Origin of the sequence: Anaerostipes sp. PC18 (genome assembly GCF_039789045.1) — a bacterium.
GTDB classification, from domain to species: domain Bacteria; phylum Bacillota; class Clostridia; order Lachnospirales; family Lachnospiraceae; genus Anaerostipes; species Anaerostipes hominis.
This window is the reverse complement of record NZ_CP121164.1, coordinates 2039355-2063316: the sequence shown is the minus strand read 5'-3', so window position 1 is coordinate 2063316 and position 23962 is coordinate 2039355. Positions and strand designations below refer to the sequence as shown.

The window sequence follows — 23962 nt, the reverse complement described above, 5'->3', positions numbered from 1 at the left end:
TTAAAAAGCAAATAAATAGATTTTATATAGACCCTTTTACTAGAACTTTTATTAGTGAAAAAGGAAAGTCAGTATATATAACTGCTAAAGAATTTGACCTACTCTATTTTCTCTATTCTTACAAGGGACAGGTATTTACCAAAGAGCAACTTTACGATAACGTATGGGGACATTTGATTTTCTGATTAAGAAAAAAATTTCAACTAAACATTGTAAAGCATATGAAAAAGATGTACAGTGTTAATATCAAGGAGGGTGTTAATACTAAGAGGAATGATTAGTGCTCATGCTCTTGAACGCTAGAAAAGGTGGCCAGCAAAATATTTATTATGGATTATGCAACAGCAGCATAAGATCAATTATAAATAAAAGAAGTCTTACAAATCTGTAAGGCTTTTTCTTTTGGATTGAAAGCTGAATGTAAGAGGGGGCCTTTATTATAGACAGTAAGAACAGGAGGTATGAAAAAATGCAGAATACAGTCATTTTAGAGACAAAGGATTTATGTAAATATTACGGCAGCGGAGAAAACGAGGTGCGGGCCATCGACCACACATCCCTTCAAATCTACCAGGGTGAATTTGCTGCGATTGTGGGAAAGAGCGGTTCCGGAAAAAGTACTCTTCTTCATATGCTGGGAGGGCTGGACTGCCCTACGGAAGGAAAGATCCTGATTGGAGATAAAGACATCAGTTCCATGAAGGAGGAAGAGATTGCTGTTTTCCGGCGCAGAAAGATCGGATTTATTTTTCAGTCCTTCAACTTAATTTCTTCTTTAAACGTCTGGGAGAACATCGTTCTTCCCATCGGACTGGATGGAAGAAGCGTGAATAAGGTATTCATCAATGAGCTTTTGTGTACACTGGGTATCGAGGAGAAGAAGCACAATCTTCCCAACACGCTTTCCGGCGGCCAGCAGCAGCGGGTTGCCATCGCCAGAGCTATTGCGTCAAAGCCTGATATTATTCTGGCAGATGAGCCGACCGGAAATCTGGATACCAAGACCGGAGATGAAGTGATTTCCCTGCTGAAAATGACAGCTAAGAAATACGGACAGACTTTAGTCATGATCACCCATGATGAGGAGATTGCACAGATGGCTGACCGAATTATCCTGATCGAAGACGGCAAGGTGGTGGATTAAATGAAGGCAGTAACACAGTTATCGAAAAAGAATCTGATGCAGACCAGAAGCAGAAGTATCCTCATTGGGATTTCCATCATGCTGACGACGGCTCTCTTAACGATCATCGGTTTAAGCTGTAATGGATTACTGAAAGCGAACAGCCAAAACAGCTCGATACTCTATGGAGATTTTCATGCCGCATTTACCGGGATCAGTGAAGAAAAAAAGCAGGAGATTTCCGTCAGAGGCGAAATTGAAAAGACAGGCTCCATGTCCTCTGTAGCCACGGTAGAGTTGGGGAAAGCCAGCGGCGTGCTTTCCTACTATGACCAGAATGCCCGTGCAATGTCGAACTTAAAGATGACCAGCCAGAGCAGAATTCCCACTGGGGAAAACGAGATCATGGCCCAGAAATCATTTTTTGAGAACCTCATGAAAAAGAAACCTAAGATTGGAGACACGGTCACGGTTCCTTACCGGATCAATGGGGAAGGAGACGTACTGAGAAAAAAATTTACAATTACCGGATTTCTACCTGACAGTGAAATGAATGACCTGAAACAGGCATACGGGGCCGTAGTATCAAAAGAATTTTTTGAAAAGGCTGTCCCTGTGGACCAAAGATCCTATACGGTCTGTGTGAAGATGAATAAGGCAGATAAAGTCACAGAAAACGGACTGAAGGAGAGTATCAATCACCTTGCAGAGAAACTTTCCATCCCTGAAAAAAATGTTTCCCTGAATACGATATTTATTATGTGGGATACGGACCCAGGGGTAGAAACCGTGGCTGCAGGAGTATTTATCGCGGCGGTTGTCATCTTATTCAGCATCGTTGTCATCTATAATATTTTTTATGTCGGTATGATACAGAAGGTACAGGAATACGGGAAACTGCGGGCCATCGGAATGACAAAGAAGCAGATGAAGCAGATGATCTTCCGGGAAGGCATGATATTGTCCGGCATCAGCATTCCTGTTGGACTGATTGCAGGTTATTTTGGAACAGAGCTGTTTTTCGCAAAGATCGCCGGGTTTAGCAGTGTAAACGAAGCCATCAACGAAGTGATCGCAGATACTCAGCTGTTTAGCATACCTGTTTTGGCCGGAGCAGGGATACTTTCGCTGATTACCGTCTGTCTTTCCATGAAGCATCCGATGCAGATTGCAGCCAAAGTGTCTCCGGTGGAAGCGGTACGGTATCAGGAGAACACCGGGAAAAAGAAACAGAAGCGGAAAGGATACAGGCAGGTAAATTTGATCGGTCTTACCAGGGCAAATTTGTCGAGCAACCGGAAACGGACATTGATGACGATCTTTACTATGGGGTTAAGCTGTGTAATGTTCGTGACCATCGCCAATCTGTGCGGCAATATGGACCCGGCCTATGAGGCTGAAAAAGATGTGAAAAAAGGAGATTTCTATCTGACACTGGATACGAAGCTGGATGATAAGACCTATCCGGAGAGAAATCTGAACCGGGTTCAGGAACAGGGGCTCATGAATGCTTCGGTAGTAGATAAGATCAAAAATATCAATGGTGTTACAAAGGTAGAGACTGGTAAATGGGCCGCAGTAAAAGTCCGGGTAAATGGAGAAGAAGGAACTTCGGTCATTCAGATTTTATCCAAAGAGGATTTTGATGCATTTGTAAAAAGCGAATTAGAGCGCGGAAGTGCGGACTATGAGCAGATGGTAAAAGAAAATGGAACCGTCTATCTTTGGGATTACTTCCTCGATGAAAATGGGTATCGCATCGGGGAAAAGATATCTATGGATCTGCTGGATGGAAAGAGGAAAGTACCTCTTACGTTAAAAATTGCCGGTTCTTCAAATTCGCATTTAGATGCCAGTTGGGCTATGACAGAGGAGACATTCAAGAAGCTCCATGTGAAAGGGGATCTGACCAGCGAAATTTATGTTTCCTGCCGTCCGGAAAAAAAGCTGGCAGTGGAAAAACAGCTGAGGAAACTTACAGGAGGCAGCGAGTTTTATGACTTGCTCTCTTACGATGATGCATACCGTACTGCGGATCTTAGCATTGGGTTTCTCAGGGACTCTTTATACGCCCTACTGTTTGTCATTGGGATCATTGGATTTATGAATATGGCGAATACATTGATTACAAGCATTGTTACGCGGAAAAAAGAACTTGGAATCCTTCAGGCACTGGGGATGACCAATGTACAGCTGGCCAGAATGCTCCAGATGGAAGGGCTGATCTTTACGGTGGGTACGCTGCTGATATCACTGACCTTTGGAAATGCCGCCGGATATATTCTGTTCCTGAAATGTAAGAATACCGGAATGATCGGTCTTAATGACTATCATTTTCCCATGGCTGAGATACTTGCGATGTCAGGCATCCTTCTGATGCTGCAGATCATTCTGTCCGCATTTATGAGCAGGAAGTTGCAGAAGGACTCTCTGGTTGAACGGATAAGATACGAAGAATAAATATAAAAAAATTTCCGGAATACTTTTTAAAAGTATCCGGAAATTTTTTTAAAGTATCATATTTCTCAGCATTTCAAGTCTCTGTTTCTCCTGACCGGTCATAGTTTCCGAGAGAGCGTCGATGATGATGCCCGTTTCTTCGTTGGTAAATGCGATGCCCTGTTCTGCCAGGCGGCTGGAGGCTGCCATAAGATCCGGCAGGATGTCTTCCAGGTTTTTGCCCCGGCATTGGTTCACGAGAAGTTCCATAATTTCTATTTTCTTTGAGTCGATGCTCTGAACCGCGCGATTCATTTTCCATTGTTCATCCATGCGGGATACCTCACTTTTTCAGAATTTGATTGATTTGATTTAACAGGTCACTGTTGGGTGCGTTTGCTGCTTCCTGCTTCTCAGGCTGAGACTGGGACATAAACAGCGGCATTAGTTTTGCCATCATGTCAGAATCGGCTGAAGAATTGCCGGGTGAAGCATTGGCATTCGGATTTGCCTGAAGAAAATCCTGATAGGACTGGTACATTTTTGCCATTTTCATCATCTGGAGTATCTGATCGATTTGTTTTGAGGTTTCCTTAGGCGCCCGCATTCTCATCGCGGTAAGCATCATTTCCAGAGAGGCATTGTTCTGGTCCAGCCCGCATGCGGAGAGAGTATCCTCATCGTCAAAGTCTTCCATGATGTTTTGGAGTTCATGGAGTTTGATGTAAAGAGCTGCAGATTTTTTCAGATTGGAAGGGAGATAAGGGAGCGCGTCTTCCAGCATATTGGACGAGTCGTCACGGAAAAAGTGCTCCCAGTGGGTTTGTTTTTGATCCATTTTGTCACAACCTTAGGTTTTATTCTCATATCCTATATTATTAGGAGGTGAAGAAAATTATGAGTGAAATTTTTGTAGAAGAAGAAAATACCGTTTACGAACTGGATGAGGAATGTCTCAGAAGAAAAGGAAAAATGGGATTTTCAAGACAGGGAAATGGAATCATGAAAAAGCAGAGTATGGAAGGCGGCAGCATACTGATTTTGATCGTTGCCCTTTTATGCTGCTTTAAATAATAGATATTTCAGTGTCCGGGGGATCACTTCCGGACACTTTTTTCTTTCACAGGAAAGTTCTACGACCTTCCCTATGAAATAAAAACGCTCCGCGGCACACAAAAAGGGCAGCAGGTTGGTTACCCGCTGCCCGTGGTTTATCAGGACATATCAGATTAGCATCCGCATCCGCAGCCACTGCCGCCGCCGAATCCGCCTCCGCAGCAGCACAGTAAGATGATGATCCAAATGATAGAATCACATCCACATTCGCATCCGTCTCCTCTTCCGAATCCGCAGTCGCCTCCGCAGCAGCATAATAAGAGAATAAGAAGAAGACAGTTGTTTCCTCCGAATCCTGAATTGCATGATGTTCCGCAACCTGTTGCAGCTAAATCACTCATGTTGTTTCCTCCTTGATTTTATTTACAGTTTATATTATTCGGTCTCTTCCAATGTGTGCCGGAAAAAGAAAATCTTTTTATTTGCCTGTTACTTTTTTCTGGGAGAAAACGGGGGTTAAAGAATTGTAAGTAAATTGTAACAAACGTAATGAGAAGGTGTGTTATACTCTAACAATAAGATATAAGCAGGGGGAAGGAGAGCGTATGAGGTATTTTAAAAGATGGGCAGCATGGCTGATGTCGGCGGTTCTTTTGGGAACATCGGCTCCCGCCGCGGTTAGTGCGGCTTCCGGAAAAGACCAGGTGACAGAGATGAAAAAGTTGCTTTCCGGCAGACAGGAAGCAGGATATGCGGAGGGAGAAGCACTGGTCATGTACCGGACCACAGTATCAGGGCAGAGGAGCAGATCCGTTCCTTTTTCCTCCGGAATCAAGGTAAAGCAGGCCTGGAATTTTTCGGCGGATGTAAAAGGGAAGACAAGGAGCGCTTCCCGGGACTCTGCAGTTTCTATTGCCAGAGTGACTTCTGGAAAGAGCACAGATGATCTGGTCAGCCAGCTGAAGAAGGAGCCGCAGGTGATTGCGGCACAGCCCAATTATAAGATCAGGCTTTTGGGAGGCAGCGATCCCTGTTTTGATTTTCAGTGGGCAAATAAAAACAGCGGTCAGAATGGCGGCAGTGCCGGGAAGGATGTCGGCTATGACCAGTTTTATGACAAGACATCCGGGTCCAAAGGCAAAGAAACGGTTGTGGCGGTGGTTGACACAGGGATCGACCTCGAACATGAGGATCTCAGGGACAGGCTGTGGACAAACAGGTCAGATGTGATCGCCGGCAGACATGGCTATGATTTTGCCAACCATGATGCAGACCCTTCCGACGATTACGGACATGGGACCCACTGTGCCGGCATCATTGCTGCTCAGGCAGGCAACGGCAAGGGTATTGCGGGCATCAGCCAGAGCAGTGATATTAAGCTGATGGCACTGAAGGTGTTGGATGAAGACGGAGACGGTGAAATATCTGACGTGATTGATGCCTACTATTACATTTATAAGCAGCAGATGGAAGGTGTCAATGTGGCGGCCATAAACAATTCCTGGGGAATAGATGAGGCTGAAGAACAGGAATTGATGAAATATCTGATCGAGCTGGTGGGAAAGAAAGGGGCGGTGACAGTCTGTGCCGCCGGAAACGACAGTAAGGACAATGAAGGGACCGCATCTATTCCGTCAGGCATCGACAGCGATTACGTGATATCGGTTGCGGCATCCAATGATAAAGACGGACTGGCTTCCTATTCAAACTATGGGAAAGAGTCTGTACATATGGCGGCACCGGGGAATCAGATTTTGTCCACAGTCAATGAAGACTGTTTTAATCCTTCGATTTACAGTGACGGCGAGAGAAACTCCAACTGCCAGTTTTATAAAAACTTTAATGACGGTGATGTCTCAGAGATAAGGACAGAGGGAGCAGGCAGCATCGGAAAAGGTACGGTGACGGTATCTGCGGACAGTGATTATTTTGGAAAAGAATCCGCCGGAAAGTCAGCGAAGATCTCAGTGAAGGATGCAGTGCCCGGAGATATTTATACAGTATATCTTCCTTATGACAGTGCCAAGGGTGCTACAGACTCTTATCTGAGCACGATGCTGAAGGCCTCCAGCAGTCTGGCAGTGGAAGGCGGGGCTGGGCTGGTCATCGCAAAGGACTATAAGCTCGATGAAGAAGGTCAGATTGAAGATCCGCTGACGCCGGAAGATGTCGTCATAAGCATGACGACGGGAACGATCCCTATGATGGCAGCCAACGGCGAGTCGGACACATGGGGACATCTCTCCTATCCAACCCGCAGCACGACAAAGAATGAAAAGCGTGCGGTTGGTATTACCCTGGTCGTGTTAGAGAAGCAGGATTTCACGATCCTTCTGGATGACACTGCAGTCAGCAAGGCAGGTGTATTAAGCCGGAATTTCGGAAAATATGATTTTTCCAGCGGAACATCCATGGCTGCGCCTCTGGTGAGCGGTGCTGTGGCGAACACTTCCTGGTACTATGGCAAGAAGGATGCACTTTCCAACAGGGAAACAGTCCTTGGAATGACAAGAACAGTCAAGGATCTGCCTGTGATCACCAGGGGAGTTCTGGACGGCAGGAAGCTGTCTGATCAGAATGCAATCCTCACCGGGGCAGCAGTTTCCGGGGGCAGAGTTGTTCTCTCAGGGAAAGGATTCGGAGCAGGCGGTACCGTAAAGATCAACGGAAAGACAGAAAAGACAGCATCCTGGAGTGATACAAAGATTGTTCTGGAAAACAGACAGTTAGTAAACCGGGTCGGCAAAGTCGAGATTCTTACCGGCAGCGGAAAATCTGTCACCGGATCATTCTACTTTATAAAAGGTAAGAACGGGCCGAAAAAAGTCTTTTCAACCGAGGATATTACAAATGGAGGGGATGCAGTCTCCGATGGCAGGAAGCTGTATTATCTGGACAAAGAGCTGAATCTTTATGTGATGGATGAGGAGGAACAGGAGTTTTCCAGAGTAGCCTCTATGGCACGGGAAAAAGCATTTGCAGGCATAAAAAAGGGAGAACTGGACCGGGCAGATCTCAGTCTGGATTCAGCACCGGTCTACTGTGACAGGGCTGTCTATGCGATAGCCGAGGCGGACTTGGGATATGAGACAAAGAGGTCTCTTGTGAGTTACTCATTTCAGACGAAATCATGGTCGAGAGTTGACTCCTATGTGTCGAAAACAGGCGGGGCCAAACTGGAGGGGTCAGCTCTGGCAGCCTATAATGGGAAGATTTATGTGATCGGAGGCCGGAATAAAAAGACCGGAGCTATGGAAAAGAGCGTCTTTGGCTACGACAAGGAGAAAAAACAGTGGTCCAAAGCCCCCGGACTTCCGGAAGGGCGGTATCAGAGTGTTGCTGTCCAGTCAGGAAACCAGCTGATCCTCACCCTGGGCAGCAGCGGGAAGAAAGGGGAGATCCCCAAGAATCTGGTTTATAGTGACAAGAGCAGGAAGTGGGTGAAAAAATCAGCTTCTCTGATACCGAAAAATAAAAGCGAAGAGATATATACGGCGAGTGTGGGTGTATGCAGAGATGGTCTTGCCTATGTGGGCCTTAGTACAGACGGCTGCGGAAATGTGTTCCGGTATTCTGTTTCCAAAGACCGTTTTGAAGCCATGGATTATCAGGCATTCTTTAAAGAAGATATCATAGGGACAACTGTCGGCTCACGGTTTCTTTTCATGCCTGTGACGGAACAGGAAGATTTCGATTATAAAAATTTAAACAGCATGAAGACGCCGGTTCAGGCTAAAGCACAGAGCGATGAAGACGACGATTATGACGACAGCTGTACGGTATATTCTTATCCTGTAACATCCGGGCTTGTGACGGTGAAAGCGAAAACAAAGCATGGAACCATCTCTGGAAAGGGAGAATACCTGCCGGGGCAGAAGGTGATGGTAAAGCCGAAAGCCGCAAAATATTACTGCTATAAGCCTTCTACTATGAAAGCGGCAGGTAAAAAGGTGAAAGGAAGCAGTTATTCCTTCTGCATCACGGGAAATGTAACAGTATCCGCAGTATTTAAGAAGACTGTTGTAAAACTGAATAAGAAGAAGCTGACTCTTAAAGCTGGAGGGAAATACCGCCTCAAAGCAAAAGTAAAGACTGTGGGCAAAAAGAAGTCGGTTACATGGAAGACGAGTAAGAGCAAGTACGCCACGGTATCCAAAAAGGGCGTGGTAAAGGTGAAGAAGGCAGGCAGAGGAAAGACAGTCACAATCTATGCCAGAGCCAAAGACGGTTCCCGGTCCTATGCGAAAATCAAAGTAAAAATCCGATAGCAAAACCGAAAAAATGATCCCTGTGTTTCTGAATTATAGTATATCCAAAGGGCACACCGTATTTCATACCCTGCGGGTGGACGCGCGTAGCGCGGTAAGGTATAATCAGAGATACAGGGATTTTGTCTGCTTTATTTCAGAAATCATTATCAGGAGGAATTTTTATGTTTGAAGACATATTACATAATGTACAAAAGCAACCGTCTCTTGTTCACTGTATAACCAACTATGTGACGGTCAATGATGTGGCCAACATGGTGCTGGCGTCCGGCGGTTCGCCGATCATGGCGGATGACAAGAGCGAGGTGGAGGAGATCACGAGTATCTGTACCTCACTTGTGATCAATATCGGGACGCTGAATGCGAGGACCGTTGAGGCAATGGTGCTGGCCGGAAAGAGGGCCAATGAACTGGGACATCCGGTTATCCTTGATCCGGTGGGAGCAGGCGCATCCTCTATGAGAACGGAGACGGTAAAGAGACTTTTAAAAGAGGTCCGGTTCAGCGTGATCCGGGGAAATATTTCTGAGATCAAGACGGTATTTGAAGGCAGCGGGGCAACGCCTGGTGTGGACGCCAGCGAAGCAGATGCCGTGACGGAAGAAAACCTTTGGGAAGCAGCGGACATGGCAAAGCGTTTGTCTGCACAGACCGGTGCAGTTGTTGTGATCACAGGAGCCACAGATATAGCAGCAGATGAGCATAAAGCTTTTATTTTAAGAAATGGTGATCCGATGATGGCAAAGATCACCGGGACCGGATGCATGCTTGACGGAGTCATCGCAGGATTTGTGGGGTCCAATCAGGACAAGGTTTTGGAGGCCACGGCTGCGGCTGTGTGTGCCATGGGATACTGCGGAGAGAAGGCCAGAGCAAAATGCGAAGGCACTTCTTCCCTGAGGATGCATTTGATCGATGTCATGAGCAGCCTGACGGCGGATGAACTGGAAAGGGGTGCGGACGTTGAGAGTAGAATCTGAGGCAATGGCCCTCTATGCGGTGACAGATTCGGCATGGGTGGGCAAGCAGACATTGATGGAACAGGTAAAAGATGCGCTGGACGGAGGTATTACATTTCTCCAGCTCAGGGAGAAAGAGCTGGATTATGATGCGTTCTTAAAAGAAGCCGGGGAGATGGCGGAGCTGTCCAGGCAGTACGGAGTGCCGTTTGTCATCAATGATGAAGTAGAGATCGCACTTAAATGCGGAGCCGACGGAGTCCATGTAGGGCAGGAGGATATGGCGTGCCGGAATGCCAGGAAGCTTCTGGGGCCGGATAAGATCATAGGAGTATCGGTCCACAATGTAAAAGAGGCATTAAAGGCGCAGGCCGACGGAGCAGATTATCTGGGGCTTGGAGCAGTGAAAGCCACGCCTACAAAGACCGATGCCAAGGTGGTAAAATTCGAGGAGATAAAAAAGGTATGTGATGCAGTAGATATACCGGTCGTAGCTATCGGAGGGATCAAAAAAGATAATTTAATGGAGCTAAAGGGCAGCCATGTGGACGGGATCGCAGTTGTCTCCGCCATTTTCGGCGCCGAGAACATTAAAAAAGAGACGGAAGAATTGCGAAAGAAAGCAGAGGAGATGAGGGTACGATGAAGACAGTATTAACCATTGCGGGATCTGACTGCAGCGGCGGGGCAGGGATTCAGGCCGATTTAAAAACGATGGCCGCCCATGGTGTGTACGGCATGTCGGCTGTTGCGGCACTGACAGCACAAAATACTACTAAAGTTGCAGGAATTTATAATGTTTCAAAAGAGTTTCTTGAGCAGCAGTTGGACTGTATTTTTACGGATATTTATCCCGATTCGGTCAAGATTGGGATGGTATCGGAAAAAGAGCTGATCCAGGCGATCGCCGGAAAACTGGAGCAATATGATGCAAAGAACATTGTGCTGGATCCGGTCATGGTTTCCACCAGCAAAAGCCGTCTGCTCAGTGAGGATGCCATCGGCACACTGAAAGAGACCTTGTTCCCTCTGGCGGATATCATCACGCCAAATGTGCCGGAGGCGGAGGTGCTTTCCGGAGTGCGCATCCAGACCAAAGAGGATATGCAGGAGGCAGCGGCAAAGATCGGGGAATACTTTGACGGAGCTATTCTGATGAAGGGTGGACATTCAGTGGAGGATGCCAACGATTATCTGTTTTGTCATGGAAGGGTAAAGACGTTCCGGGGTACAAGAGTGGACAATCAAAATACCCACGGGACAGGCTGTACTTTATCCTCTGCCATTGCGTGCAACCTTGCCATGGGATGCGATATGGAGACAAGCATTCAGAATGCGAAAGAATATATCACCGGCGCGTTGCTTGATGGACTGGACCTTGGAAGAGGCAGCGGTCCTTTGAATCATATGTACCGTCTGAAATAAAAAAAGCGTCGGCCAAGCGAGAAAGGGGTGTTTTGGTGAGGAAATGCCTGATCAGCCAATTGGAAGTCATAACAGAAGAAGAACAGAGGATTCTGGATGGGCGAGATGTAAGCAGAACCTTATATACTACGAAAAAGACATTTGAGGTAGAGGCCGAAAAGCTTTTGAAGAACGGGCGCCTGATCCAGGTGAGGACACACACAAGATTCACTGATTTTCCGGAGCACAATCATAATTATATAGAGATGATGTATGTGTGTCAGGGAAGGATCACTCATTTTATCGGCGGTAAGGAAGTGGTCATGGAGGAGGGAGATTTCCTCATTCTGAACCAGCATGTCCGCCACAGCATCTGTTGCGCATCCAGAGAGGATCTGGGGATCAACTTTATCGCTCTGCCGGAGTTCTTTGATATTCCGCTGCAGATGCTCCAGGGAAATAATGTGTTAGCTGATTTTCTTGTGGATACGCTCAGACAAAATTCCTTTTCTGAAAAATATCTGCTGTTTAAGCTTTCCGGTATCTTAGAGATTGAGAATCTTATGGAGAACATCGTCTATTCCTTAAAAAACCTGGGCAAAAATGAAGAAAAGATCAACCAGCTGTCCATGGGGCTTGTGTTCCTTCACATCCTGAACCATATAGACAAGCTGGACTATACATCTCCCCAAAATTACAAGGAGATCGTACTCCAGACAACACTGAGTTACATAGACCAGCATTACAAGGAGGCGAATCTTTCTAAGCTTTCAGAGGATTTGAACCAGTCCCTGTCTGTGCTGAGCCGGATGATCAAACAGAATTTCGGACACACGTTCCAGGAACTGGTGCAGAGAAAGAAGTTCCAGAAAGCCATGACACTACTGTCCGAGACGAATCTGTCCATCGCAGATATCGTGGCGGCTGTAGGTTATGAGAACAGCAGCTATTTTTACAGGAAGTTTAAAGAAAAATATCATATGTCCCCCAGAGAATACCGCCTGACTCACCAAAACGGAGATCAAATACGGATTTAAAAGTAAAGTAGTTTATGTTTGACGTACGCTATAATGTATTTAAGTAGAAGAAAGAGGGAATGGGGGATGATGATGAGTATTGTAAATAGCAAAGGGCAAAATGCAGTTTTAATTGAAGAGCAGGATCGAAAAGCGATTGAGGAAACCCTGTATTTAAATAGGATTCCAGGGATGAGAGAACACCTACAAGCTGGAATGCAGACTTCTCTTGAAGATTGTGAAGAATATAAGGAGGATGAAGAGTGGTAAAATACAAAAATTTCTTCGGATCCATTTGAGAATCCGCCTCCGTATGAAAAACTCATGGGGAATTTTGATGGCTTGATTTCCCGGCGCATTAATATAAAATATCGTCTTGTATATCAAGTTCATGAAGAGGAACAGACGATAAAAATTTTAAGTCTTTGGTCGAATTATGAGTGGTTGTAAGAAAAAGATCATTGGAATATCCCGAATACAAACAAACGTATTCGGGATATTTTTTTGTTCCATAGGAAAGTTCCTCTTGTACAGTCAAATAAAGACACCTTTTTCGTCAAACCACGTCCTAACTTTTGGGCGTGGTTTTTCTTATACTTAATGTATCGAAGAAAAGAACGAAATCAAAAGGAGGAGAAACATATGAACGCAGAGTATCGAAGGAAGGCATCGGCTGTCCCGCCGGAAGACCGGCCCATTTCCAAAAAGAACATTTCCGGACTTGGGAATTTCTTTGGGATTTATGGCGGAGAACACATCGCGGCTACAGAGTTTGTCATCGGCGCTACACTGGTGACCTGGGGTGTCAAGGCCACAGACATTTTTATCGGACTGTTTATCGGCAACATTCTGGCAACGCTGACATACGCACTGATCTGTGCACCGATTGGGACTGACACAAGAGTTACCCTATATTCTTACTTAAAAAAGGTCATGGGACCTTACATGCAGAAGGTTTACAACTTTGTCTGGGGGCTGGCATCCATCGCCATGGCGGCATCCATGCTGACCGTATCGGCCTCTGCAGTGAGAGAGATCTTCGGGATCAGGCTGCAGACCCAGTGGTATCCGACGGATATCAAATTTATTCTGGTGGTCATTGTGCTGGGTATCATTGTAACTTTAGTGGCGGCAAATGGATTTGAGGCGGTGGCCAAATTCTCATCGGTCTGTGTGCCGTGGATGATCATTATTTTTGCCGCAGGAATCTTCGTGGTTGTCCCTGAACTGATCAAGGTGACCAACGGGGCGCCAGTACAGAGCTTTACCGACTTTATGAATCTTCTAAACACCAGTGTGTGGAACGGGGCAGTCATTCCGGGAGGACAGAAGCTGGGTATCATCCATGTCATTGGATTTGCCTGGATGTGCAATCTGGCTTACCACGGCGGACTGAACGATATGGCATTGTTCCGCTACGCAAAGACTCCAAAATACGGATTTATTACCTCTTATGGAATGTTTATAGGACATTTCTTTGCATGGGGAAGTGCGGGGATCATGGGAGCAACAGCTTCTGTCATATTGAACAAATCGCTGCTCATCCTGGATTCAGGAGCCATCACAGGTGCCGTTTTGGGGGCAACCGGCCTGCTGGCAGTCATTGTGGCTGGGTGGACCACTGCCAATCCGAATATTTACCGGGCAAGTCTCGCATTTGAAACCATATTTAATAAGATACCTCTGAAAAAGCTTACCTATGTGATCGGCGCAGTCATGACCTTTGCGGCATGCTTCCCGATTACCATGAACATTATGGCGATTGTCAACATCATTGTGCTTGTGATTCCGGCCATCGGGGCAGTGATCTTTACGGAACACTGGATCCTTCCGAAAATGGGCGGTACCAGATACTGGGCTACATTTAAAGGATGGAAGATTAATTATGCAGGTCTCTTTGCATGGCTGATCTCACTGGCATTTGTGGCGGTCATGACATTGACCGGAGCCATCCACTCTTATCTTTTGTTCCTGCCTACCTATCTTCTTGCCATGGTAAGTTATATCATCCTGGCCTGTTTCATGGGAGCCAGAGAGGACTATATGGCCCAGAAGGAAGAAGACCAGAAGGTGCGGGCGGCACTTGAGGAATTAATGGAAGAGGAAGATGAAAATATCATCGAATATGTGCCGAAGAAACCTGAAGTCCAGAAAGCGGCAGCGCTCCTGTCTTATGCAGTTTTAGCCGCTCTGGCAGTTGTGACAGTTTTGGTATTCGCAGGAGGCATCGGTGTAGAAACATGGAAAACAATCTCTTTTCCGATCACGGTCTGTTACTTTGTGCTGGGAGGCATTGCCACCTATCTGAAGTATGGATTAACGGAAGTCAAAGAACAGCAGGAGGTAAAGAATGAAACGATACAAAGGATTCAAAATGAAGCTCTATGAAGGGCAGGCGGAGGAATATGAAAAGAGGCACAACCAGCTGTGGCCGGAGATGAAAGCTATGATCCATGAGTATGGCGGAAGCAATTATTCTATCTATCTGGACCCGGAAACCAATGTTTTGTACGGATACATAGAAATCGAAGATGAAGAGAAATGGAACCAGGGAGCAGATACGCAGATCAACCGGAAGTGGTGGGATTTTATGGCGGACATCATGGAGACAAATCCTGACAACAGCCCGGTGAGCAAAGACCTCCAGCTGGTATTCCATTTAGATTGATCAGGAGGCAGAGATAATGAAGAAATATTTTTTGGCAGTGGACATCGGGGCTTCCAGCGGAAGGCATATCTTAGGTACTCTGGAAAACGGAAAGCTGAAGCTTGACGAGATCTACCGGTTTCCAAACGGTATGGAGAACGAGGACGGCTCCCTGTGCTGGAACACAGACGCTCTGTTTTACGAGATCAAGCAGGGACTTAAAAAATGCAGGGATCTGGGGAAAATTCCTGTCTGTATGGGAATCGACACTTGGGCAGTGGACTATGTTTTGCTGGATGAAAATGACTGTCCTATAGGGAAACCCTACGGGTACCGTGACAGCAGGACGCAGGGAATGGATACAAAAGTGTATGAAGAGATCTCCCTGAAGGAACTGTATCAGAAAACCGGGATACAGAAACAGATCTTTAATACAATTTACCAGCTGACAGCGGACAAGGAAAAGGAGCCAGAACGGCTTAATCAGGCCAAAAGCCTTCTTATGATCCCGGACTACTTCAACTTTCTGCTGACAGGAGTCAAGAAGACGGAGTACACGAATGCCACCACAACGCAACTGGTGGATCCGGAGACCAAGGATTGGGATTATTCTTTGATAAAACGTCTCGGTTTTCCGGAAGGGATCTTTCAGGAAATAGCGGTTCCCGGAACTTTTGTCGGAAACTTCACTAAGGAGATCCAGAAAGAGATCGGATTTAACTGCCAGGTGGTGCTTCCGGCAACCCATGATACCGGGTCTGCGGTGGCAGCTATACCAACAGAAGATGACCAGGCTTTATATATCAGCTCCGGCACATGGTCTCTGATGGGAACCGAGCTAAAAAAAGCGGATTGTTCCTTAGAAAGTATGAAGGCCAACCTGACCAATGAGGGAGGCGTGGATTACCGGTTTCGCTATTTAAAAAATATTATGGGCCTGTGGATGATACAGTCTGTTAAGAAGGAGTTTGACACGGAATATTCGTTTTCCTATATCTGTGAGATGGCATCCAAGCAGACAATACCATCCATTGTGGACTGCAACAATGAGTCATTTCTGGCACCGGACAGCATGATAGCGGCGGTAAAAGATTACTGCCAAAAGACCTCACAGCAGGTGCCGAAGAGCGAGTGGGAGACAGCGGCAGTGATCTATCACAGTCTGGCAGAATGTTATGCCAAGACGATCAGGGAGATCGAGAGCCTGACAGGTAAAACGTATGAAAAGATTTATGTAGTGGGCGGAGGCGCAAACGCCGGATACCTCAATGAGCTGACAGCAAAATATACCGGGTGTACCGTATATGCAGGACCGTCAGAGGCAACAGCCATAGGAAGCCTGCTCTTACAGATGAGATACGCCGGATGTTTTAAGGATTTGAAAGAAGCAAGAAACTGTGTGGCGCAGTCATTTGAAATAGAAATTTATGAACCGGAAAATATAGGAGGAAAAGCATCATGACAGTAGAAGAAAGATATGAGGCGGCAAAAGAAAGCTATAGAAACATCGGGGTGGACACAGATCAGGTACTGGAAAATTTAAAAAATGTACCGATCTCTATGCACTGCTGGCAGGGAGACGATGTGGCCGGTTTTGAAGGAGAGGGAGCGTTATCCGGAGGGATTCAGGCTACGGGAAACTATCCGGGAAAAGCGAGGACACCAAAAGAGCTGATGGAAGACATTGACAAGGCGATGAGCCTGATTCCGGGAAAACACAGGCTGAACCTGCACGCCAGCTACGCTGTGTTTGAAAATGGATTTGTGGACAGGGATGCCCTGGAACCGAAGCACTTTAAAAAATGGGTGGAATTTGCAAAGAAAAGAGGCCTGGGCCTGGATTTTAACCCTACTTATTTTTCTCATCCAAAAGCGGAGGAAGCAACACTTTCCAGTGAAAATGAAGAGATCAGGCAGTTCTGGATCCGCCACGGCCAGGCTTGCTTGAGGATCTCCGAATATTTTGCAGAGGAGCTGGGAACTCCATGTACAATGAACATCTGGATCCCTGATGGATTTAAGGATGTTCCTGCAGACAGAAAGGCACCCAGGGCAAGACTGAAGGACTCCCTTGACCAGATCCTGGCAGCAGGCTATGACAAGGAAAAAGTCAATGTGGCAGTGGAATCCAAAGTGTTTGGTATTGGGATGGAGAGCTATACCGTAGGTTCCCATGAGTTTTATATGAACTATGCGGCTAAGAATGATATCCTCTGCCTGCTGGACAACGGACATTACCATCCTACAGAGGTAGTCTCTGACAAAATCTCATCCATGCTTTTGTTTTCAGACAAGGTGGCACTTCATGTGACCAGGCCGGTGCGCTGGGACAGCGATCATGTGGTTCTCCTGGATGATGAGACAAAGGAGATCGCAAAAGAAATCGTCATGAACGGGACAGAACATGTGCTCCTTGCGCTGGACTTCTTTGATGCCAGCATCAACCGTATTTCAGCCTGGGTGGTCGGCATGAGAAATATGCAGAAAGCCCTGCTCACAGCCATGCTTAGACCTAATGAGAAGCTTAAGGGGCTGCAGGAGAACAGGGAATTTACAGAGCTTATGGTGATGCAGGAGGAATTAAAGCTGTACCCGGTAGGGGACGTATGGAATTACTTCTGTGAGATCAACGGGGTACCTGCAAAAGAGGACTGGTTTCAGGAAGTAAAAGCTTACGAAAACAATATCCTGTTAAAGCGCGATTAGAGGAGGCAGAACATGAACGTATTGGGAGCAGAATTTATCAAAGGATTTATCAGAATGTGCACAGACGGCTTTGCGCAGGGGTGGCACGAGAGGAACGGCGGAAATGCAACCTACCGTATGAAGCCGGAGGAAGTTGCTAAGATCAGGGAGGCATTTAGCCTGGAACGGGAGTTCACTCCGATCGGAACAGAAGTTCCGGGACTGGCCGGTGAGTATTTTTTGGTGACGGGTTCCGGCAAATACTTCCGCAATGTGGAGCTTAAGCCGGAGACAAACATCGCTGTCATCGAGATCGACAGCAGGGGAGAGAATTATCGGATCGTCTGGGGACTGGAAGGAGGCGGAGTGCCCACCAGTGAACTGCCTTCCCATTTGATGAACCACGAGGTGAAAAAAGAAGCTACAGGCGGAGCCCACAGGGTGATCTATCATTCCCACACACCTAATGTGATTGCACTGACCTTTATCCTCCCCATTGATGACAAGGTATTTACAAGAGAACTGTGGGAAATGATGACCGAGTGTCCGGTTATATTTCCAGATGGGATCGGAACTGTTGGATGGATGGTTCCGGGAGGAAGAGAGATTGCGGTGGAATCCAGCAGGCTGATGAATAAGTACAACGCTATCATATGGGCTCATCACGGCATCTTTTGTTCCGGAGAGGATTTTGACAACACCTTCGGTCTGATGCACACCGTGGAAAAGGCAGCAGAGATTCTCATAAAAGTGCTGTCTGTAAGACCTGATAAGCTTAAGACCATCACACCGCAGAATTTCAGGGATCTGGGTGAAGCATTTCAGGTAAACCTGCCAGAGGAATTTTTATACGATAAGAAATAAGAATACAGAGCATAAAAGAACTGTTGCCCCGGGGAGAAATATCCAAGGGCAGCAGTTCTTTTAGACTACTCGTGGTTCATGCACAATTTCGCTTTTTTAATATCCGGAACTGCCGTTAGGATTGGCAGCAGAATGGCTGCCACAATCAGGCCGGAACAGCCCTGGATGGCATTGGAAGGCACGCTTAAAAGTGCTGGTCCGATCCCCTCCGTAATATAGGAGTGGAGGAAGTATCCTGCCACCACAAATAAGATGTCGGCCAGTCCGCACGGGATCATGGCGATCAGTTCTTTCACTCCGTGACTGATGAGGGCTTTATACAGTACGGCTGCACAGAGCGCCACCATGAACTTTACAACGAAGGTAGTCGGCGCATAGTAAGCATAGCCTGAAAAGATATCCGCAAAGGCAGAGCCGATACCGGCGGCCAGAGAGCCGTACTTCTTTCCCAAAATAACACCGCTTAAGATGACAAAGGCATCACCCAGATGAATATAGCCGTGGGTGGCAGGGGTTGGGATCTGGATGACCATGGTCCCCACACAGCACAAAGCCGTGAAAAGAGCGGTATATACAAGTTTTTTCGTTTGATTCATAACGATCATTCCTCCTCAATTAAGATTGCTCAAATCCGTTTCATTTATCTTAATAAAAAAGTGGCATTGATAAAAATGCCAGATATAAAGTTTTTAATGGTGCCAGCTTATTTTTCTTTCCTAAAACAGCATCTTATGATATAATCTCCTAAAAAGATTCAGGAGGAAAGTATGATTAATTTGTATGAAAAAGGTGCATTTTTAGTAGACGGCACCGAACTTGTAGATGAAAAAAACGCAGAACGATTAAACCAGCTTGTTGGGTCTGTCCCGACAAAAGAAGAAGCGAAACAAAACACCATCGCATATGGAATTCTTAACGATCATAACACGTCCGGCAGCATGGACAAGCTGATGATTAAATTTGATACATTGACATCCCATGACATTACTTTTGTGGGGATTATCCAGACCGCAAGAGCGTCAGGGATTGAAAAGTTCCCGGTCCCTTATGTGCTCACAAACTGCCATAACAGCCTCTGTGCCGTTGGCGGAACGATCAATGAGGATGACCACATGTTCGGCCTGACTGCCGCAAAGCGCTACGGCGGCATGTACGTACCTCCTCATCAGGCAGTCATCCATCAGTTTGCAAGGGAAATGCTCGCAGGCGGAGGAAAGATGATCCTTGGTTCTGACAGCCATACAAGATACGGGGCGTTGGGAACCATGGCCATGGGCGAGGGAGGACCGGAGCTGGTAAAGCAGCTTTTGAACCGTACTTATGACATTGATATGCCATCCGTGGTAGGAGTTTACCTTACCGGAAAACCCGAAAAAGGAGTCGGTCCTCAGGACGTGGCTCTGGCCATTATTGGAGCCGTGTTTGAATGCGGATACGTAAACAATAAGGTAATGGAATTTGTCGGACCGGGTGTTTCCAACCTGTCTGCCGATTTCCGGATCGGCATCGACGTTATGACCACAGAGACTACCTGTCTTTCTTCTATATGGAAGACAGATGATACCATCAAGGAATTTTACGAGATCCACGGCAGGGAAAAGGATTATAAAGAATTAAATCCCGGAGCCGTTGCATACTATGACGGAATGGTGGAAGTTGATCTGTCAAAGATCAAGCCGATGATCGCCATGCCGTTCCATCCGAGCAACACGTATACAATAGAAGACGTCAACGCAAACCTTAAAGATGTCCTTGCAGAAGTAGAAAAACGTGCCCTGGTGAGCCTCGACGGAGCAGTAGATTACTCTCTTCAGGACAAGATCAAGGACGGAAAGCTTTACGTGGATCAGGGTATCATCGCAGGATGTGCCGGAGGCGGATATGAGAATATCTGTGAGGCTGCAAATATCTTAAAGGGTGCAAGCATCGGCTCCGATGAATTCACTCTGAGTGTTTACCCTGCAAGTACGCCTGTTTTCATGGAACTTGTAAAGAACGGGGCAGTGGCTGACATGATGGCTGCGGGTGCTGTCGTGAAGACTGCATTCTGCGGGCCATGCTTCGGTGCAGGTGACACACCGGCCAACAATGCGTTCAGTATCCGCCACTCTACAAGAAACTTCCCGAACAGGGAAGGCTCCAAGCTCCAGAGCGGTCAGATCGCATCAGTTGCACTGATGGATGCAAGATCTATTGCAGCCACTGCAGCAAACAAAGGATACCTGACCCCGGCAACAGATATTGATACAGACTTCAGCGTACCGAAGTATTTCTTTGACAAGACAATCTATGAAAACCGTGTCTTTGACAGCAAGGGCGTGGCAGATCCTTCCGTGGAAGTCCAGTTCGGGCCGAACATCAAGGACTGGCCGGAGATGTCCGCACTTCCGGAGAATCTGGTATTAAAGGTCGTATCTGAGATTCATGACCCTGTGACAACTACAGATGAACTGATCCCGTCAGGGGAGACTTCATCCTACCGCTCCAATCCACTCGGACTCGCAGAGTTTACACTGTCCAGGAAAGATCCCGCATACGTGGGACTCGCAAAGGAGATCCAGAAAGCACAGAAAGCCATAGAGGCGGGGAACTGCCCTCTGGATGCCGTGGAAGAATTAAAACCTGTGATGGAAGCAGTCCACACAATGTATCCTGAAGCCGGAGAAGGAAATATCGGCGTCGGAAGTACGATCTTTGCGGTGAAGCCTGGAGACGGCTCTGCCAGGGAACAGGCGGCTTCCTGTCAGAAGGTCCTGGGCGGATGGGCAAATATTGCCAACGGATATGCCACGAAGCGCTACCGTTCCAACCTGATCAACTGGGGCATGCTGCCGCTTACGATCGAAGAAGGAGAACTTCCGTTTAAGAATAAAGACTTCTTATTCCTGCCTGGTATCAGGAAGGCAGTAGAGAACAAAGACAGCAGGATCAGGGCTTTTGTTGTCGAAGACGGAGGACTCAGGGAGTTTGCCCTGACTCTGGGAGAACTCACCGATGACGAAAGAGAGATCATCCTGAAGGGATGCCTGATCAATTACTATAAAGAGGAGAACTGAGGAGCAGCATAAATGGTCGGAACTATTTGGGCGTTGGTACCGCCCGTCATTGCCATTGGACTGGCATTGATCACAAAAGAGGTTTATCTTTCCCTGATGGTGGGGATTGCTTCCGGGGCTTTGATGTTTGAGCATTTCAAGCCTGTGGAAGCAATGAATACCATATTTGAAATTATGACTGGAAAAATCGGGGGCAACTGTGACATCCTGATTTTTCTTGTGATGCTGGGTATTTTAGTAGCCCTGATCACCAAATCCGGGGCCTCAAGGGCCTATGGGAAATGGGCATTAAAGGCAATCAAGTCAAAGAGACAGGCCATGTTTGCCACGTCTCTTCTTGGAACTGTGATCTTCGTGGACGATTATTTCAACTGTCTGACGGTTGGAACCGTCATGAAGCCAATCACAGACAAATATAAGGTCACGAGGGCCAAGCTTGCGTATGTGATCGACGCCACCGCAGCGCCGATCTGTATCATTGCCCCGATCTCCAGCTGGGCTGCGGCTGTGGGCTCCTCGCTTCCAGAGGGAAGCAAGATTGACGGATTCTCTTTGTTTGTCAGGGCGATCCCGTTTAATTATTATGCTCTCCTGACTTTGGTGTTCCTCATCTTTCTGATCATCATCAACGTGGATTTTTCCAAGATGAAACAGTATGAGGAGGAAAAGGGGAACGAGACCCATGACCAGAAGCATGACGCGGATGTGCCTGTGGTGGGAAGAGGACAGGTAAAGGATCTGATCCTGCCCATCGTGTTTCTGATCGTTTCCTGTATTGGATTTATGCTTTATACGGGAGGATTTTTTGAGGGAAAAGATATCATAACGGCGCTGTCCGAATGCAGCAGCGGAAGAAGTCTTGTATTGGGGTCTTTTTCGACGCTGATCTTTACATTTCTTCTGTATATTCCGAGAAAGGTCGTCGCCTTCGTGGATTTCTGCGGGAGTTTCAGCCAGGGATTTAAGTCGATGACGTCAGCGATCATGATCCTTTGTCTGGCATGGACTCTATCCGGTATATGCGGAGAAGAATATTTAAGGATCGGACAGTTTGTCAGTGGAATTATCAGTGGAAATACGTCCGCAGCGGCTGTGCTGCCGGCCCTGTTCTTTTTGGCTGCTCTGGGCCTGTCCTTTGCCACAGGAACTTCCTGGGGGACATTTGGAATCCTGATCCCTATCTCCGTGGCTGTCGTGGGGAATGACATTTCTGCGCTGACACTGCTGGTGGGGTCTATTTTATCCGGGGCCGTATGCGGAGACCACATCTCTCCGATCTCCGATACAACGATTCTGGCCTCCGCGGGAGCCGGATGCCGCCATATTGACCATGTTGCAACACAGATGCCCTATGCGTTTATCGTGGCAGTCTGTGCTGTAGTCGGATACCTGACGGCGGGAGCATTAGGAAACGGGTTTTTAGGCCTGGCGGTTGCGGCCGGAGCCCTGGCTGTGGCCATGGCTTCCATTGTGTGGAATGTAAAAAAGAAGGCTTAGAGGTGATAAGATGAGCAATTTGGCCACAAGGGCAATTGAAGAAATAGGAAAAGTGATTATTGGAAAAGACCATATCACAAGGCAGGTCATGACTGCGATCCTGGCCAACGGCCATATTTTGATTGAGGATATTCCGGGCGTGGGAAAGACTACGCTGGCAATTGCATTTTCTAAGGTTCTGGGTCTGGATTACCAGAGGATACAGTTTACGCCGGATGTGATGCCTGCGGATATTGCCGGGTTTTCTGTCTATAAGCAGGGCAGTGAATCCTTTGAATATCAAAAGGGGGCGGCCATCACCAACCTCCTCCTGGCAGATGAAATTAACCGGACTTCGCCCAAGACCCAGTCGGCTCTCCTGGAGGCCATGGAGGAAGGAAGAATCACTGTAGATGGGGTGACGAGAGAACTTCCCGATCCATATGTGGTCATTGCCACACAAAACCCTCTGGGAGCGGTGGGGACCCATTCACTCCCTGAGGCCCAGCTTGACCGTTTTATGATCCGGATTTCCATGGGATACCCGGACAGGGAGAGTGAGGTGGCGATGCTCAAGCAGGAAAGAGTCAATGTTGCCATCGACTCTCTGGAAGAGATCATACAGGTGACGGATCTCATACTGATGAAACAGCAGGCGGAGCGGGTATATGTCCATGAGGATCTGTACCGGTATATTGTCGATATTGCATGTGCCACCAGAAACCATCCCGATCTTAGCATGGGGATCAGTCCGAGGGGAACGATCTCTCTTCTTCAGATGGCCAAAGCAAATGCATATCTCGATGACAGAGATTATATGGTGCCGGATGATATTAAGCAGATTTTTTATGCCACATCCGCCCACCGTGTCATGAAAAGCAAAGAGGCGAGGATCAAACGCAGGACGGTCAGGGATATTCTTAAGTCCATAGCCGAAGAGATCCCGGTACCAAAGAGCAGATAAGGAGC

At 47.1% G+C, this 23962-nt stretch carries 22 protein-coding genes; 18 read left to right on the top strand and 4 right to left on the bottom strand.

Annotation, left to right across the window (positions count from 1 at the left end; all coding sequences use genetic code 11):
- The first annotated feature begins 469 nt into the window (after positions 1–469).
- Together P8F77_RS11230 and P8F77_RS11225 are read left to right on the top strand one after the other, a co-directional pair.
- A complete protein-coding gene (locus P8F77_RS11230) occupies positions 470–1144 on the top strand; it encodes an ABC transporter ATP-binding protein (RefSeq protein ID WP_024727171.1) in 675 nt (224 codons plus the stop codon).
- Positions 1145–3583: an ABC transporter permease gene (locus P8F77_RS11225; RefSeq protein ID WP_270430802.1), complete on the top strand. Its 2439-nt coding sequence runs from the start codon at positions 1145–1147 to the stop codon at positions 3581–3583. It abuts the gene before it with no gap.
- A gap of 48 nt (positions 3584–3631) precedes the next feature.
- Here the strand turns inward: P8F77_RS11225 and P8F77_RS11220 are convergent, their stop codons facing one another.
- Positions 3632–3895: a hypothetical protein gene (locus tag P8F77_RS11220; protein WP_034549159.1), complete on the bottom strand. Its 264-nt coding sequence runs from the start codon at positions 3893–3895 to the stop codon at positions 3632–3634.
- Positions 3896–3905: 10 nt separating this feature from the next.
- Positions 3906–4400 (bottom strand): hypothetical protein, encoded by a 495-nt coding sequence (locus P8F77_RS11215; RefSeq protein WP_287517424.1) that lies wholly within the window; start codon positions 4398–4400, stop codon positions 3906–3908.
- Positions 4401–4459: 59 nt separating this feature from the next.
- Here P8F77_RS11215 and P8F77_RS11210 point away from each other — a divergent pair, with 59 nt between their 5' ends.
- Entirely contained in the window at positions 4460–4636 is a 177-nt protein-coding gene (locus P8F77_RS11210) for a hypothetical protein (RefSeq protein WP_186992435.1), read from the top strand.
- A 155-nt stretch (positions 4637–4791) separates the two neighbouring features.
- On the opposite strand, the gene P8F77_RS11205 is transcribed toward P8F77_RS11210, so the two are convergent.
- Positions 4792–5019 (bottom strand): hypothetical protein, encoded by a 228-nt coding sequence (locus P8F77_RS11205; protein ID WP_024727174.1) that lies wholly within the window; start codon positions 5017–5019, stop codon positions 4792–4794.
- Between the two features lie 204 nt (positions 5020–5223).
- Here P8F77_RS11205 and P8F77_RS11200 point away from each other — a divergent pair, with 204 nt between their 5' ends.
- From P8F77_RS11200 to rhaD, 12 genes are all read left to right on the top strand, one after another.
- The gene (locus P8F77_RS11200; RefSeq protein ID WP_024727175.1) at positions 5224–8886 is read left to right on the top strand and encodes a S8 family serine peptidase; all 3663 of its coding nucleotides are present in this window, start codon (positions 5224–5226) and stop codon (positions 8884–8886) included.
- A gap of 164 nt (positions 8887–9050) precedes the next feature.
- A complete protein-coding gene (gene thiM, locus P8F77_RS11195) occupies positions 9051–9866 on the top strand; it encodes a hydroxyethylthiazole kinase (protein ID WP_024727176.1) in 816 nt (271 codons plus the stop codon).
- A gap of 4 nt (positions 9867–9870) precedes the next feature.
- A complete protein-coding gene (gene thiE / locus P8F77_RS11190) occupies positions 9871–10491 on the top strand; it encodes a thiamine phosphate synthase (RefSeq protein WP_270430820.1) in 621 nt (206 codons plus the stop codon).
- Entirely contained in the window at positions 10488–11270 is a 783-nt protein-coding gene (gene thiD / locus P8F77_RS11185; RefSeq protein WP_287517420.1) for a bifunctional hydroxymethylpyrimidine kinase/phosphomethylpyrimidine kinase, read from the top strand. Before thiE ends, thiD begins: the two co-directional genes overlap by 4 nt.
- A gap of 35 nt (positions 11271–11305) precedes the next feature.
- Positions 11306–12286, top strand: a complete 981-nt coding sequence (locus P8F77_RS11180; protein ID WP_024727179.1) for an AraC family transcriptional regulator — start codon at positions 11306–11308, stop codon at positions 12284–12286.
- A gap of 33 nt (positions 12287–12319) precedes the next feature.
- Positions 12320–12535, top strand: coding sequence for a hypothetical protein (locus P8F77_RS11175; RefSeq protein WP_034549223.1), 216 nt, complete (start codon positions 12320–12322; stop codon positions 12533–12535).
- Positions 12536–12589: 54 nt separating this feature from the next.
- Complete coding sequence (locus tag P8F77_RS11170; RefSeq protein WP_081723808.1) at positions 12590–12715, top strand: type II toxin-antitoxin system YoeB family toxin; 126 nt, start codon at positions 12590–12592, stop codon at positions 12713–12715.
- A gap of 192 nt (positions 12716–12907) precedes the next feature.
- Entirely contained in the window at positions 12908–14653 is a 1746-nt protein-coding gene (locus P8F77_RS11165; protein WP_287517417.1) for a hypothetical protein, read from the top strand.
- Complete coding sequence (gene rhaM, locus P8F77_RS11160; RefSeq protein WP_024727182.1) at positions 14616–14933, top strand: L-rhamnose mutarotase; 318 nt, start codon at positions 14616–14618, stop codon at positions 14931–14933. The genes P8F77_RS11165 and rhaM overlap by 38 nt, the downstream gene beginning before the upstream one ends.
- A 16-nt stretch (positions 14934–14949) precedes the next feature.
- Positions 14950–16374 (top strand): rhamnulokinase, encoded by a 1425-nt coding sequence (gene rhaB / locus P8F77_RS11155; protein ID WP_287517414.1) that lies wholly within the window; start codon positions 14950–14952, stop codon positions 16372–16374.
- Positions 16371–17618, top strand: coding sequence for an L-rhamnose isomerase (locus P8F77_RS11150; protein WP_287517412.1), 1248 nt, complete (start codon positions 16371–16373; stop codon positions 17616–17618). Before rhaB ends, P8F77_RS11150 begins: the two co-directional genes overlap by 4 nt.
- A 12-nt stretch (positions 17619–17630) precedes the next feature.
- Positions 17631–18461 carry a rhamnulose-1-phosphate aldolase gene (gene rhaD, locus P8F77_RS11145; RefSeq protein ID WP_137328931.1) on the top strand — a complete coding sequence of 277 codons (831 nt, stop codon included), beginning with the start codon at positions 17631–17633 and terminating at the stop codon, positions 18459–18461.
- A gap of 65 nt (positions 18462–18526) precedes the next feature.
- Here rhaD and P8F77_RS11140 read toward each other — a convergent pair whose 3' ends face one another.
- Positions 18527–19057 (bottom strand): ECF transporter S component, encoded by a 531-nt coding sequence (locus P8F77_RS11140; RefSeq protein ID WP_287517410.1) that lies wholly within the window; start codon positions 19055–19057, stop codon positions 18527–18529.
- Between the two features lie 171 nt (positions 19058–19228).
- On the opposite strand from P8F77_RS11140, the gene P8F77_RS11135 reads away from it, so the two are divergent.
- The 3 genes from P8F77_RS11135 to P8F77_RS11125 are packed head-to-tail and all read left to right on the top strand — an operon-like array spanning position 19229 to position 23957.
- Entirely contained in the window at positions 19229–21517 is a 2289-nt protein-coding gene (locus tag P8F77_RS11135; protein ID WP_270430785.1) for a hydratase, read from the top strand.
- A gap of 12 nt (positions 21518–21529) precedes the next feature.
- Positions 21530–23014: a Na+/H+ antiporter NhaC family protein gene (locus P8F77_RS11130; protein ID WP_024727188.1), complete on the top strand. Its 1485-nt coding sequence runs from the start codon at positions 21530–21532 to the stop codon at positions 23012–23014.
- Positions 23015–23024: 10 nt separating this feature from the next.
- Positions 23025–23957 (top strand): MoxR family ATPase, encoded by a 933-nt coding sequence (locus tag P8F77_RS11125; protein WP_148459756.1) that lies wholly within the window; start codon positions 23025–23027, stop codon positions 23955–23957.
- Positions 23958–23962 lie beyond the last annotated feature (5 nt).